At 72.8% G+C, this 13418-nt stretch carries 12 protein-coding genes; 10 read left to right on the top strand and 2 right to left on the bottom strand.

Going from position 1 to position 13418, the window contains the following annotated elements:
- Positions 1–136: 136 nt before the first annotated feature.
- From hutI to ABZ924_RS35945, 5 genes are all read left to right on the top strand, one after another.
- Positions 137–1315 carry an imidazolonepropionase gene (gene hutI / locus ABZ924_RS35965; protein ID WP_361919504.1) on the top strand — a complete coding sequence of 393 codons (1179 nt, stop codon included), beginning with the start codon at positions 137–139 and terminating at the stop codon, positions 1313–1315.
- A 144-nt stretch (positions 1316–1459) separates the two neighbouring features.
- Positions 1460–2134: an LPXTG cell wall anchor domain-containing protein gene (locus ABZ924_RS35960; protein ID WP_361919502.1), complete on the top strand. Its 675-nt coding sequence runs from the start codon at positions 1460–1462 to the stop codon at positions 2132–2134.
- Positions 2135–2148: 14 nt separating this feature from the next.
- Positions 2149–3192, top strand: a complete 1044-nt coding sequence (locus ABZ924_RS35955) for a hypothetical protein (RefSeq protein WP_361919500.1) — start codon at positions 2149–2151, stop codon at positions 3190–3192.
- Positions 3189–4220, top strand: a complete 1032-nt coding sequence (locus ABZ924_RS35950) for a hypothetical protein (RefSeq protein ID WP_361919498.1) — start codon at positions 3189–3191, stop codon at positions 4218–4220. The genes ABZ924_RS35955 and ABZ924_RS35950 overlap by 4 nt, the downstream gene beginning before the upstream one ends.
- On the top strand, positions 4217–5521 hold the full coding sequence (locus ABZ924_RS35945; RefSeq protein ID WP_361919496.1) for a hypothetical protein: 1305 nt from the start codon (positions 4217–4219) through the stop codon (positions 5519–5521). The genes ABZ924_RS35950 and ABZ924_RS35945 overlap by 4 nt, the downstream gene beginning before the upstream one ends.
- Before the next feature lie 91 nt (positions 5522–5612).
- Here ABZ924_RS35945 and ABZ924_RS35940 read toward each other — a convergent pair whose 3' ends face one another.
- Complete coding sequence (locus ABZ924_RS35940; protein ID WP_361919494.1) at positions 5613–7130, bottom strand: oligopeptide:H+ symporter; 1518 nt, start codon at positions 7128–7130, stop codon at positions 5613–5615.
- 487 nt (positions 7131–7617) lie between these two features.
- Between ABZ924_RS35940 and ABZ924_RS35935 the strand changes: the two genes are divergently transcribed.
- Both ABZ924_RS35935 and ABZ924_RS35930 read left to right on the top strand, forming a co-directional pair.
- Entirely contained in the window at positions 7618–8295 is a 678-nt protein-coding gene (locus ABZ924_RS35935) for a response regulator transcription factor (protein ID WP_099891841.1), read from the top strand.
- 15 nt (positions 8296–8310) lie between these two features.
- Complete coding sequence (locus ABZ924_RS35930; RefSeq protein WP_361919492.1) at positions 8311–9576, top strand: ATP-binding protein; 1266 nt, start codon at positions 8311–8313, stop codon at positions 9574–9576.
- Positions 9577–9592: 16 nt separating this feature from the next.
- On the opposite strand, the gene ABZ924_RS35925 is transcribed toward ABZ924_RS35930, so the two are convergent.
- Complete coding sequence (locus tag ABZ924_RS35925) at positions 9593–10087, bottom strand: GtrA family protein (protein WP_361919490.1); 495 nt, start codon at positions 10085–10087, stop codon at positions 9593–9595.
- A 217-nt stretch (positions 10088–10304) separates the two neighbouring features.
- On the opposite strand from ABZ924_RS35925, the gene ABZ924_RS35920 reads away from it, so the two are divergent.
- From ABZ924_RS35920 to ABZ924_RS35910, 3 genes are read left to right on the top strand one after another with little or no spacing between them, the layout of a single operon-like run.
- A complete protein-coding gene (locus tag ABZ924_RS35920) occupies positions 10305–11444 on the top strand; it encodes a 5-(carboxyamino)imidazole ribonucleotide synthase (protein ID WP_361919488.1) in 1140 nt (379 codons plus the stop codon).
- A complete protein-coding gene (gene purE, locus ABZ924_RS35915) occupies positions 11441–11974 on the top strand; it encodes a 5-(carboxyamino)imidazole ribonucleotide mutase (protein ID WP_361919487.1) in 534 nt (177 codons plus the stop codon). The genes ABZ924_RS35920 and purE overlap by 4 nt, the downstream gene beginning before the upstream one ends.
- Positions 11975–12000: 26 nt before the next feature.
- A complete protein-coding gene (locus tag ABZ924_RS35910; RefSeq protein ID WP_361919506.1) occupies positions 12001–13185 on the top strand; it encodes a dipeptidase in 1185 nt (394 codons plus the stop codon).
- The last annotated feature ends 233 nt before the right edge of the window (positions 13186–13418 follow it).

The following is a 13418-nucleotide window of genomic DNA, read 5'->3' as shown; positions in this document are numbered from 1 at the left end:
CGGCGTTTGAGGCGCGGGGTCCGGGGCGGAGCCCCGATCTTTGAGCCCCGCCGGCGATTGAGGCGAGCGGGGCCCGGGGCCGCAGGACCCGGTTTTGGGAAGGGGCGGGGTGGGGAACGGAACACCGAGAGGAACCATGACCACCACCCTCATCACGAACATCGGCAGCCTCGTCACCAACGACCCCGCCCAGGGCAACGGCAGCCCCCTCGGCCTGCTCCAGGACGCCGCCGTCGTCCTGGAGGACGACACCGTCGCCTGGGTCGGCCCGGCCGCCACCGCCCCCGCCGCGGACGGCGTCTTCGACGCCAAGGGCCGAGCCGTGATCCCCGGCTTCGTCGACTCCCACTCCCACCTCGTCTTCGCCGGCGACCGCACCGCCGAGTTCAACGCCCGCATGTCCGGCCGCAGCTACTCCGCCGGCGGCATCCGCACCACCGTCGCCGCCACCCGCGCCGCCTCCGACGCCGAGCTGGAGGCCAACCTGGTCCGCCACCTCGACGAGGCCCGCCGCCAGGGCACCACCACCTTCGAGACCAAGTCCGGCTACGGCCTCACCGTCGCCGACGAGGCCCGCGCCCTGCGCATCGCCTCCGCGCACACCGAGGAGGTCACCTACCTCGGCGCGCACATCGTCTCCCCGGACTACGCCGAGGACCCGGCCGGCTATGTCGACCTCGTCACCGGCGAGATGCTGACCGCCTGCGCCCCGTACGCCCGCTGGGTGGACGTCTTCTGCGAGAAAGGCGCCTTCGACGGCGACCAGGCCCGCGCCATCCTGACCGCCGGCGCCGCCGCCGGCCTGATCCCGCGCGTCCACGCCAACCAGCTGTCCCACGGCCCCGGCGTGCAGCTCGCCGTGGAGCTCGGCGCGGCCTCCGCCGACCACTGCACCCACCTCACCGACGCCGACGTCGACGCCCTGGCCCAGGCCGCCGGCACCACCGTCGCCACGCTCCTGCCGGGCGCCGAGTTCTCCACCCGAGCCCAGTGGCCCGACGCGCGCCGCCTGCTGGACGCGGGGGCGACCGTCGCGCTGTCCACCGACTGCAACCCGGGCTCCTCGTACACCAGTTCCATGCCGTTCTGCATCGCCCTCGCGGTCCGGGACATGGGCATGACGCCCGACGAGGCCCTCTGGTCGGCCACCGCCGGCGGCGCCCGCGCGCTGCGCCGCAGCGACATCGGCGTGCTGACCGTCGGCGCCCGCGCCGACCTCGCCCTGCTGGACGCCCCCAGCCACGTGCACCTGGCCTACCGGCCGGGCGTCCCGCTGGTGTCGGCGGTCTGGCAGCGGGGCGTACGCGCCGCCTGAGCCGCGGAACCCGGGGATCGGGGGCCCGGATCCCGCCCCCGATCCCGCGCACGCCTTTGTCTTCCCCTTGCAGGGCCCCGGGCGTACCTTGAGCCACCGATCTGATGTGTCGTCAGTAACTTGTGGCCCGAGGGGAAGACGAAGGTGTCCAACCGGAAACGCTCCACCGCACTCGCGCTGGCGGCCTCTGCGCTGGCCGGACCGGCGCTGCTGCTCGCCGCCCCCGCGGCCCGTGCCGACGTCGTCGACGTCGCCTACGACTGCAAGACGCCCATCGGCGACAAGTCGGCTGTCTCGCCGATCGACATCAAGTCCGTCAAGGAGGGCGACGGCTACAAGCTGACGATGTCCTTCCAGAAGGGCGTGTCCTCCAGCCCCATCGAGCTCGGCAAGGGCGCGATGAACCCCAGCGCGGTCATCGCGGTGGACGGCGCGGAGAAGACCACGGTCCCCGTCTCGGGCCCGCCCAACGCCGAGGCCGCCCCCGCCAACACCCCCATCAAGATCAGCGACCTGTCGGGCACCTACACCCCGAAGAAGAGCGGCAAGGTCACCTTCACCGCGGGCGTCCTCACCATCAAGGCCATGGGGACCACCACCACCTGCACCCCGGGCAACAACCCCAAGCCCTCCCTGGAACTGGACGTCACCGCCGCCGCCGGCGCCCCCGCCGGGAGCCCCGCGGGCGGCGACACCCTCCCGCAGACCGGCCCCGCCGACTCCGCCCTCGCGCTCGGCACCCTCGGCGGCACCGTGCTGCTGACCGGCGCCGCCGGCGTGCTTTGGCTCACCCGGCGCAGCCGCCAGGCCCGCACCTGAACGGAGCCCCGGCCATGCCCGCGCTCCACCCCCGCCCCGCCCGCCCCACCGCTGACGCCCGCCGGCTCGCCCTGCTCGCCCTGCTCGCGCTGCCGGCCCTGCTCCTGCTCGCCGCCGCGCCCCGCGCCGCCGCCGACGACGGGCCCGCCTGGACCGCCGAGCCCGCCGCGGGCGCCGCCGCAGCCGCCGCCCGCCCCTCCTTCTACCTCGCCGGCCCCGCCGGGACCGTCCTGGAGGACCGGCTCGCCCTGGCCAACCCCTCCGACCGGGAGCGCACCGTCACCCTCCGCGGCGCCGACGCCTACAACACGCCCGGCGGGGCCTTCGCCGTGCGCCCCGCCGCGGGCTCCACCGGCGCCGGGTCCTGGATCAGCTTCGGCGCCGCCACCACCGTCCGCGTCCCGCCGCGCAGCCGCGCGGTCGTCCCGTTCACGGTCACCGTCCCGCCCGGGGCCGCGCCCGGGGACCACCCGGCCGCCGTGGTCGCCGCCGAGGCCGGCCGCGAGCTGGGCGTACGGGTCGACCTGCGCGTCGGCGGCCCGACGCTGGCCGCGCTGACCGTCGAGGACGTCTCCGTACGCGGTACGGGGGCCCGCACCGAGATCGCGTACACCCTGGTCAACCGCGGCAACGTGGCCCTGGCCCCCGGGCTCGCCCTGCGCGCGGAGGGCCCGTTCGGCCGGGTCCCCGGCCGCGCCGCCCACCCCCTGCCGGTGGAGCTGCTGCCCGGCCAGCGGGTCCGGCTGACCGAGCCCTGGCCGGGCGCCCCCGCCCTCGGCCGCGTCGACCTGACCCTCACCGCCACCGCGCCCGGCGCCGCCCCGGCCACCGCCACCGCCTCCGCATGGCTCCTGCCCCGGTGGGCCGGGGCCGCCGCCGGCGCCGGCCTGCTCGCCCTCGGCGGGCTCGCCGCGGCCGCGCGGGGGCTCGTACGCAGGCGGCGGCAGCGCCCCGGCCCGCCGCCGGACGGGGCTCCGGCCGCCCCCGTACCGCCGGCGCCGCCCGCGCCCGCGGACGACCGGGCAACCGACCACGAGCTGACGGGAGCATCCACGTGATCGGCAAGCTCAGGGCCCTCGTCGCGGCCGGGCTGGTGCTGGGCGCCCTCGCGCTGGGCCCGGCAGCGGGCGCCGCCCCGGCCGCGGCCCCGGCCTCCGCCGACGAGGGCAAGCCCGCCGTGGCCCTCTCGCTGCAGGAGGCCGCGAAGGGCACCGAGCTCACCGTCACCGGCACCGGCTGGCGCCCCAAGACCCTCGTCATGCTGCTGGTCTGCGGACAGAACATGATCGGCGGCACCAACAGCTGCGCCAACGCCGACGGCGCCGCCGTCTCGGTCGGCGACGACGGGCACTTCTCGGGCCGGCTCGCCGTGGTGGCCCCGCCCAAACCCTGCCCCTGCATCGTGAACGCCACCTCCGTCAACGGCGACCAGTCCACCGTCGCCACCCCGTTGAAGATCACCGACCATCCGGTGGCCGAGCTGCCCGCCGAGTCCGGTGCGCCGCGCCTGGCCCTGCTCAGCGGGGCCCGCCTGACCGGTGGGGACGGCATCCTGACCTGGTTCGGCGCCCCGGCCCACCGCACCTTCACCGTCACGGTCGGCAATCTCGGCACCGCCCCGGTGAAGGACCCCGTCTTCCAGCTCGGCACCGCACACGGGGTGTTCGCCCCGCTGTGGGACGAGGTCCGGTGGAAGGGCACCATCCCGCCCGGCGGCAAGGCGGAGGTCCGGCTCGGCGTCGGCCTCACCGCCGGCGCCCACGGGGACTACACGGTCTCCCTCAAGTACGGCGACACGGTCGTGGCCACCCAGCCCTGGGGCGTGGACCGCCCGTACGGGGTGCTCGTCTTCTGGGGCCTGCTCCTGCTGGTGGTCCCCGCCGGGCTGTTCCGGGCCGGCATGGCCGTCGTCGACCGGGTCCGGCCGCGGGCCGCCCCGGACCGGGGCCGCCACCGGGGTCCGGCGCAGGAGGACGAGGTCCCGGCCGGGCCCTCGCAGACCACCACGGCGGTCCTGCCGTGGTTCACATCGCCCCAGGCGTCCGCACCGTCTGAGAGCAGTCCGACGACGAAGGGACACGTGTGAAGACCCAACGGAGGGTGAGTGCGGCCGCGGCCGCGCTGCTGCTCGGCAGCGCGGGCATCCTGCTGGTGGCGGGCCCGGCCCGGGCGGCCGAGGTCTCCTACAAGGTGGAGTGCATTCCGCCGGCGGGCGGCGGCGGCCCCGTACAGGGCACGACCACGGTGTCGATCACCGCGCCCGCCACCGCCAAGGTCGGCGACGAGGTGGAGGTGGTCTGGAAGACCGTCAAACCCGCCTCGAACAACACCGACCTGATGGACCTGGGCAAGGACACCGTCAAGCCGACCGGCTGGGTGAAGCTCGGCGGCGCGCTCGGCTCGGAGGTCAAGCTGGAGGGGGAGCGGAAGAACCCGCCCATCCCGAAGAAGGCCCCCATGGTCATGTCCGACATGAAGGGGAAGGTCAAGCTGACCAAGGCGGGGGACGTGACGATCACCCCCGGCAAGTACGACGTGGACTTCAGCGGGTTCGTCACGCACTGCTCGCCCAAGGAGGCGGCCGGCGTGGCCGCGACGATCAAGGTCACCGAGGGCGGCGGCACCACGGGCGGCTCGACGACGGGCGGCGCCACCACGGGCGGCTCGACGACCGGGGGTGGCAGCACCACCGGCGGCTCGACCACGGGAGGCACCGGAGGCACCGGCGGTACCGGCGGCCAGACCGACTTCCCGGGCAAGCCCGTCGAGGTCTCCTTCGACTGCGGGGCGGTGGTCCCGAACGGGATCAAGACCCCGGTGACGATCAACGCCAAGAAGAACGGCGGCGCCTACGACCTGACCGTCAAGACCGCCAAGGGCGCCATGGCCAGCCCCATGGCTCTCCCGGCCGGTGCCCTCAAACCCTCGATGAACATCAAGCTCGGCGGCGCCGACAGCGGCACCGTCAAGGTCACCGGCCCGGCCAACGCCGAGCCCATCCCGGACAAGGCCCCGGTCAGCCTGAGCGACATGACCGGCACCTACACCCCCGGCAAGACCGGCAAGGTGACGCTGAGCCCGGACCAGCTGACCATCGACGTCACGATGGCCCCCGGATCCACACCGATCAACGTGCCGTGCAAGGCGGTCAGCAGCGGCGTCTCCCTGGAGCTGGACACCACCGCCCAGCCGGGCGGCTCCGGCTCGCCCACCACCACCGGCGGCTCGGCCGGATCCGCCGCAGGCGGCCTCGCCGAGACGGGCGCCGCGGACGAGGGCGGCCTGACGGCCCTCGCCCTCGTCGCGGGCACGGTGATCCTCCTCGGCGCCGCGGTCTTCACCTTCACCCCCTGGCGCCGCCTGCGCGGCGGCAACGGCGTCCGCTAGGCCGTACGCCCGTACGCCCGCATGCCCGTACGACGACGGCGGCCCGGCACACCAGGAGGTGTGCCGGGCCGCCGTCGCGAAGCGGGGTGCGTCAGTGCACGTCGCCCATGAGGGCCTGCACCTTCTTGCGGTACGCGTACACCGCGAAGCCGGCCAGGGCCGCGGCGGCGGCCTGGAAGCCGATCACCCAGGTGCCGTTGAGGTCGACACCGGCGATGGACAGGAGGCTGGTGGCGCAGTCACCGGCGGTGACGGCGAGGAACCAGACGCCCATCATCTGGGAGGCGTACTTCTGCGGGGCCATCTTCGTCGTGACGGAGAGGCCGACCGGGGAGACGCACAGCTCACCGATGGTCTGGATCATGTAGATCGAGACGAGCCACATCGGGGAGACCTTGGTGTCGCCCGTCGCCATGCCCATCGGGACGATGAAGACGAAGAACGAGGCACCGATCAGGACCAGGCCCATCGCGAACTTCACGATGGTGTTCGGCTCCTTGTTCCTGCGGGACAGCCACACCCACAGCCAGGCGAAGACCGGGGCCAGGGCCATCACGAACAGCGGGTTCAGCGACTGGTACCAGGTGGCCGAGAAGTCGAAGCCGAGGACGGTGCCGGCGGTCTTGTCGTCCGCGAACAGCGACAGCGTGGAGCCACCCTGGTCGTAGATCATCCAGAAGACGGCGGCGGCGATGAAGAACCAGATGTAGGCCGTCATCTTCGACTGCTCGGTACCCGACAGGTCCTTGTCGCGCTTGATGCGGACCAGCACGGCGATCGGGATGAGCAGGCCCGCCAGCGTCAGCGGAACCAGGGCCCAGTTCAGCGTGTAGGCGCCCAGGGCGACGACGGCGCCGTAGAAGACGGCGATGGCCGCGGCACCGAGGACCACCTTGGTGAGGACGGCCTTGCGCTCCTCCGCCGACAGCGGGTTCGGGACCAGGCTGCTCTTCGGGCTGAGGTGCTTGGTGCCGATCAGGAACTGGGTCAGACCCAGGGCCATGCCGACGGCGGCGAGGGCGAAGCCCAGGTGCCAGTTGTGCTCCTTGCCGACCGTGCCGACGACGAGCGGGGCGACGAAGGCACCGAGGTTGATGCCGACGTAGAAGAGCGTGAAGCCACCGTCGCGGCGCGGGTCCTCGGGACCGTTGTAGAGGTGGCCGACCATCGTGGAGATGTTGGCCTTCAGCAGACCGGAGCCCACCGCGACCAGGATCAGACCGACGAAGAACATCGCCTTGCCGGGCAGCGCCAGCGACAGGTGACCAGTCATGATCACGAAACCGGCGATGGTGACCGTCTTGCGGGCGCCCCAGACGCGGTCACCGAACCATCCGCCCGGCATGGCCATCAGGTAGACCATGGAGACGTAGACGGAGTAGATGGCCGTGGTCGTGGCCGCGGTCATGGCCAGACCGCCGCCCTGGCTGCCCGTCGCGGCGTCGGCGCCGCCCGAGACCAGGTAGTACACGAGAAGTGCACGCATGCCGTAGTAGGAGAAGCGCTCCCACATCTCGGTCATGAAGAGAGTGGCCAGGCCACGGGGGTGGCCGAAGAAGGTCTTCTCGGCGGACTGAGCCGCCGAGTCCTTCGTCAGGCTGGAAGCCATGGTCGTTCCTTGCTTGATCGGGACGCTCCGCTTCGTGAGCTGATCAGCGCCCGGTGGGGGGTGGCCGGCACCGGCGACGGGCTCCCACCCCACGCCCCGGGGTCTCGCCGCACGCGTGCGAACGAAGGAAGGTCCGTAACCGGGATCCACGCCCCGGCACGCGTCTTCGCGAGCGGGGGCCCGGCCCATAGGTCATTCACTGTCACCGAGGTCGATCGGGCGAGTCGTCAAGACCCCTAGATCGATCCGGACAGAATTGAGACCTTCGGCTCGGATTTCGGCCAAAAGGTCTCGGAGGTAGTGCATCAGGCGTCTCGCCACCATACGACACCACCGTGGAGCATATGAAAGGACTTGAGAGATGGATCACAGGCCATCCGGGAACCGTTTCGACACTTTCGAAGGCACCGTTCGGGCATAAGACCAGATAGGCAGGGGTGCGCCGGCATGCCCCTGCGCATCGCCGCCGCGGACTACCATCACCCACATGACGCGTGTACTGCTCGCCGAGGACGACGCATCCATCTCGGAACCACTGGCCCGCGCACTGCGCCGGGAAGGGTACGAGGTCGAGGTCCGGGAGGACGGCCCGACCGCCCTGGACGCGGGACTGCAGGGCGGCGTCGATCTCGTCGTCCTGGATCTGGGCCTGCCGGGCATGGACGGCCTCGAGGTCGCCCGCCGGCTGCGCGCCGAGGGCCACGGCTTCCCCATCCTCGTGCTCACCGCCCGTGCGGACGAGGTCGACACCGTGGTCGGCCTCGACGCCGGCGCCGACGACTACGTGACCAAGCCCTTCCGCCTCGCCGAACTGCTGGCCCGCGTCCGCGCCCTGCTGCGGCGCGGCGCCAACGAGGCCACCCAGGCCCCCGCCACCCACGGCGTGCGGATCGACGTCGAGTCGCACCGCGCCTGGATGGGCGAGGAGGAGCTCCAGCTCACGGCCAAGGAGTTCGACCTGCTGCGGGTCCTGGTCCGCGACGCCGGCCGCGTCGTCACCCGCGACCAGCTGATGCGCGAGGTGTGGGACACCACCTGGTGGTCCTCCACCAAGACGCTCGACATGCACATCTCCTGGCTGCGCAAGAAGTTGGGCGACGACGCCGCCAACCCGCGCTACATCGCCACCGTCCGCGGCGTCGGCTTCCGCTTCGAGAAGAGCTGAGCAGCAACTCCCGCCATGCGCCGCCGCCTGATCAACTCCACGCTCGCCGTGGTGCTCGTCGTCATCGCCGTGTTCGGCGTCTCCCTCGTCATCGTGGAGACCCGTACCATCACCAGCAGCGCCCAGGACCGCATCGAGTCCGAGGCGCTGCGCTTGGTCGGCATCGTCGAGTCCAACGTCCTGGAGCACAAACCGGTCGACTCCGAGGCGCTCGCCGAGCAGCTCGACGTCGGCCGGTTCGCCCGGATCACCATCCCCGGGCAGCCGCCCGTGGAGGTCGGGGAGAAGATCCCCGACAGCGTGATCCGGGGCACCGCCAAGGGCGAGCAGGGCGAGCTCGTGGTCGTCGAGGAGTCCCGCTCCACGGTGACCCGGGAGGTCGGGCGGACCCTGGCCGTGGTCGGTGCGGTGGCGCTGCTCGCCGTCGTCGCGGCCGTCCTGCTCGCCGTGCGCCAGGCCAACAAGCTGGCCTCCCCGCTCACCGACCTCGCCGAGACCGCCGAGCGGCTCGGCTCCGGCGACCCGCGGCCCCGCCACCGCCGCTACGGGGTCCCCGAGCTGGACCGGGTCGCGGACGTGCTGGACTCCAGCGCCGAGCGGATCGCCCGCATGCTCACGGCCGAGCGGCGCCTGGCCGCCGACGCCTCGCACCAGCTGCGCACCCCCCTCACGGCCCTGTCGATGCGGCTGGAGGAGATCGCCGTCACCGACGACCTGGAGACCGTGCGCGAGGAGGCGAGCATCGCCCTGACCCAGGTGGAGCGGCTCACGGACGTGGTCGAGCGGCTCCTGACGAACTCGCGGGACCCGCGGACCGGCTCCGCGGTCCCCTTCGACCTGGACGAGGTCGTCAAACAGCAGGTGGAGGAGTGGCGGCCGGCCTACCGCAGCGCCGGCCGCGCCATCGTGCGCTCCGGGAAGACCGGCATGCGGGCCTTCGGCACGCCCGGCGCGGTCTCGCAGGTCCTGGCGACCCTCGTGGAGAACGCCCTCATGCACGGCGGCGGCACCGTCGCCCTGCGCACCCGGGTGGTCGGCAACCAGGCGGTGCTGGAGGTCACGGACGAGGGACCGGGCGTACCGCCGGACCTCGGCAACCGGATCTTCGAGCGGGCGATCAGCGGCCGCAACTCCACCGGGATCGGCCTGGCCGTCGCCCGGGACCTCGCCGAGGCCGACGGGGGCCGCCTGGAGCTGCTCCAGGCGCAGCCGCCGGTCTTCGCGCTGTTCCTGAGCCGGACCAAGCCGGAGCGCCCGGAACCGGAGGAGACCGTCCGCTGAGCCCGGCGCCCGGCGGCTACTTGCCCGCGGGCTCCGGCTCGGGCTCCAGGGCGGGTGCCGGCGCAGCGGCCGGCAGGGCCTTGAAGACCCACGTGCGGTACGACCAGAAGCGGAACACGGTCGCCGTGCCGATGCCGATGAACTTGAACACGTTGGTGGCGAGCCGGCCGTCCCAGCCCAGCCCGTACGTGGCCGCGTACAGCACGCCGTTCTCGATCACCAGCCCGATCAGGCTGAACGCCACGAACAGCGGCAGCTCCCGCGAGCTGCCGCTGCGGGCCCGGTCCCGGTAGGTGAAGTACCGGAAGCCGATGTAGTTCGTGACGATCGCCACCACGGTGGCCATCACGCTCGCCCGGACCACCTGGAGGTCCGTCACGTGGCGGATGAGGTTGAAGACGCCCAGGTTGACGAGCACGCCCAAGCCCCCGACGGCCCCGAACTTCGCGATCTCGCGCGCCAGGCCGCGTACGCGTTCGGCCAGGACGGAACCCTGCTGCGGCATGGTCATGTGCTGGATCAGTCCCGTTCGTCCCTGTTCGTCGCCGCCCTCCGGGGAGGGCGCCCGCGCATCTGCGTCCCTACGCCGACCCGTCCATGCTAGATGTCGGCCCCCGGCCCGTCCGTTCCTTTACACACCGTGCGACGCACGGCACACAGGGAGGTTGCGACGAGCCGCCGCCAGGGCCACGTCCGGATGGCGGAATACCGCCGGATACTCTGGAGGGGTGACGTTCCCGGTAGTCGGCATGGTCGGCGGCGGTCAGCTCGCCCGCATGACCCACGAGGCGGGCATCCCCCTCGGCATCAAGTTCAAGATCCTCAGTGACACCCCGCAGGACTCGGCGGCCCAGGTCGTGAGCGACGTCGTCATCGGCGACTATCGCGACCTGGAGACGCTGCGCGCCTTCGCACGCGGCTGCGACGTGATCACCTTCGACCACGAGCACGTACCCACCGAACACCTCAGGGCCCTGGAATCGGACGGCATCCCCGTCCGTCCGGGGCCCGATGCTTTGGTGCACGCGCAGGACAAGGGGGTGATGCGCGCCAGGCTCGACGAGATCGGCGCGCCCAGCCCCCGCCACCGGATCGTCGCCGATCCGGCGGACGCGGCGGCCTTCGCCGCCGAGGTGGGCGGCTTCCCCGTCATCCTCAAGACCGTCCGCGGCGGCTACGACGGCAAGGGCGTGTGGTTCGTGCGGACCGTCGAGGACGCGGAGGCCCCCTTCAAGGCGGGCGTCCCGGTCCTCGCGGAGGAGAAGGTCGACTACGTCCGCGAACTCGCGGCGAACATCGTCCGCTCCCCGCACGGCCAGGCCGTCGCCTACCCGGTGGTGGAGTCCATCCAGGTCGACGGCGTCTGCGACACCGTCATCGCGCCCGCCCCGAACCTCTCCGAGGAGCTCGCCGGCGAGGCCCAGTCCCTCGCCCTGCGCATCGCCAAGGAACTCGGCGTGACCGGCCACCTGGCCGTGGAGCTGTTCGAGACCACCGACGGCCGCATCCTCGTCAACGAACTGGCCATGCGCCCGCACAACAGCGGCCACTGGACCCAGGACGGCGCCGTCACCTCCCAGTTCGCCAACCACGTCCGCGCGGTCCTGGACCTCCCCCTGGGCGACCCGCGCCCCCGGGCCCGCTGGACCGTCATGGCGAACGTGCTCGGCGGGGACTACCCCGACATGTACGCGGCGTACCTGCACTGCATGGCGCACGACCCGCAGGTGAAGATCCACATGTACGGCAAGGACGTGAAACACGGCCGCAAGGTCGGCCACGTCAACACCTACGGCGACGACCTGGACGATGTGCTGGAGCGCGCACGCCACGCAGCCGGCTACCTCAGAGGAACGATCACCGCATGAGCACCCCGAGCACCCCCGTCATCGGCATCGTCATGGGCTCCGACTCGGACTGGCCCGTCATGGAGGCCGCCGCCCAGGCCCTCGACGAGTTCGAGATCCCGTACGAGGTCGACGTCGTCTCCGCACACCGCATGCCGCGCGAGATGGTCGCGTACGGAGAGCAGGCCGCCGACCGCGGCCTGAAGGCGATCATCGCCGGCGCGGGCGGCGCGGCCCACCTGCCCGGCATGCTCGCCTCCGTCACCCCGCTGCCCGTCATCGGCGTGCCCGTTCCCCTGAAGTACCTCGACGGCATGGACTCCCTGCTGTCGATCGTCCAGATGCCCGCCGGGGTTCCCGTCGCCACGGTTTCGGTGGCCGGAGCGCGCAACGCCGGGCTGCTGGCCGTACGCATGCTGGCCGCCCACGACCCCGAGCTGCTCGGCCGCATGCGCGACTTCCAGCAGGAGCTCAACGAACAGGCCACCGAGAAGGGCAAGCGGCTGCGGGCCAAGGTCGCCGGCGCGGAATCCTTCGGGTTCGGCAAGTGAGTGCCGCGGACGTGAGCGCCGCGGACATGAGCGCCGCGGACCGGTTCGCCGAGGCCCGGGCCCTGCTCGCCGAGCACCCGGTCGTCGACGGCCACAACGACCTGCCCTGGGCCCTGCGCGAGCAGGTCCGCTACGACCTCGACCGGCGCGACCTCGCCGGCGACCAGTCAGGCCACCTGCACACCGACATCCCCCGGCTGCGCGCCGGGGGTGTCGGCGCCCAGTTCTGGTCGGTGTACGTCCGCTCCGACTACGCGGGCGACCAGGCGGTCAGCGCCACCCTGGAGCAGATCGACGCCGTCGCCCAGCTGGTCGACCGTTACCCGGCCGACCTCGTACGGGCCCTGACGGCCGACGACATGGAGGCCGCCCGCGCCGACGGCCGGATCGCCTCCCTCATGGGCGCCGAGGGCGGCCACTCCATCAACAACTCCCTCGCCACGCTGCGGGCCCTGCACCTGCTGGGCGTGCGGTACATGACGCTCACCCACAACGACACCATCGACTGGGCCGACTCGGCGACCGACGAAGCCCGCCACGGCGGCCTGACGGACTTCGGGCGCGAGGTCGTGCGCGAGATGAACCGCCTGGGCATGCTGGTGGACCTCTCGCACGTGGCACCGACCACGATGCGGGACGCCCTGGCCGTCTCCTCCGCCCCGGTGATCTTCTCCCACTCCTCGGCCAGGGCGGTCTGCGACCACCCGCGCAACATCCCCGACGACGTCCTCGCGCAGCTCCCGGGCAACGGCGGCGTGGCCATGGCCACGTTCGTCCCGAAGTTCATCCTCCCGGCCGCGGTCGAATGGACCCTCGCCGCGGACGAGAACCTGCGGGCCCACGGCTTCCACCACCTGGACACCACGCCCGAGGCGATGGCCCTGCACCGGGCCTTCGAGGCCGACCGGCCCCGGCCGGTGGCCACCGCCGCCACGGTCGCCGACCACCTCGACCACATGCGGGAGGTCGCCGGCGTCGACCACATCGGCATCGGCGGCGACTTCGACGGCACCGCCTTCACCCCGGCCGGGCTCGACGACGTCTCCGGCTACCCGAACCTCATCGCGGAGCTGCTGGCCCGCGGCTGGTCCCGCGCCGACCTGGCGAAGCTGACCTGGTCGAACGCGGTCCGAGCCCTCCGCGACGCCGAATCCGTGGCCCGCGCCACCCCCGGCCCCCCCTCGAACGCCACCCTGCCCCCCACCACCTGACCGGCCCGTAGCCCCTGCCGCCGGTGGCGGCTACCGCGCCTGCCCGCCACCCCCGCAGCCGGACCGACACACCACGCGCCGTCTGCCGTCGAAGCCGGGGTCCGGCAACTCCAGCCGTGCCTCGCGCTGTCGAAGCCGGGGTCGGCACATCCAGCCCCGCCGGCGTTTGAGGGGGGTCCCCCCGGACGGAGTCCGGGGGAGGGTCCGGGCGGAGCCCGGTGCCCGGCGGAGCC

Origin of the sequence: Streptomyces sp. NPDC046876 (assembly GCF_040645035.1) — a bacterium.
GTDB lineage: Bacteria > Actinomycetota > Actinomycetes > Streptomycetales > Streptomycetaceae > Streptomyces.
This window is presented reverse-complemented; position numbering and strand designations above follow the sequence as displayed.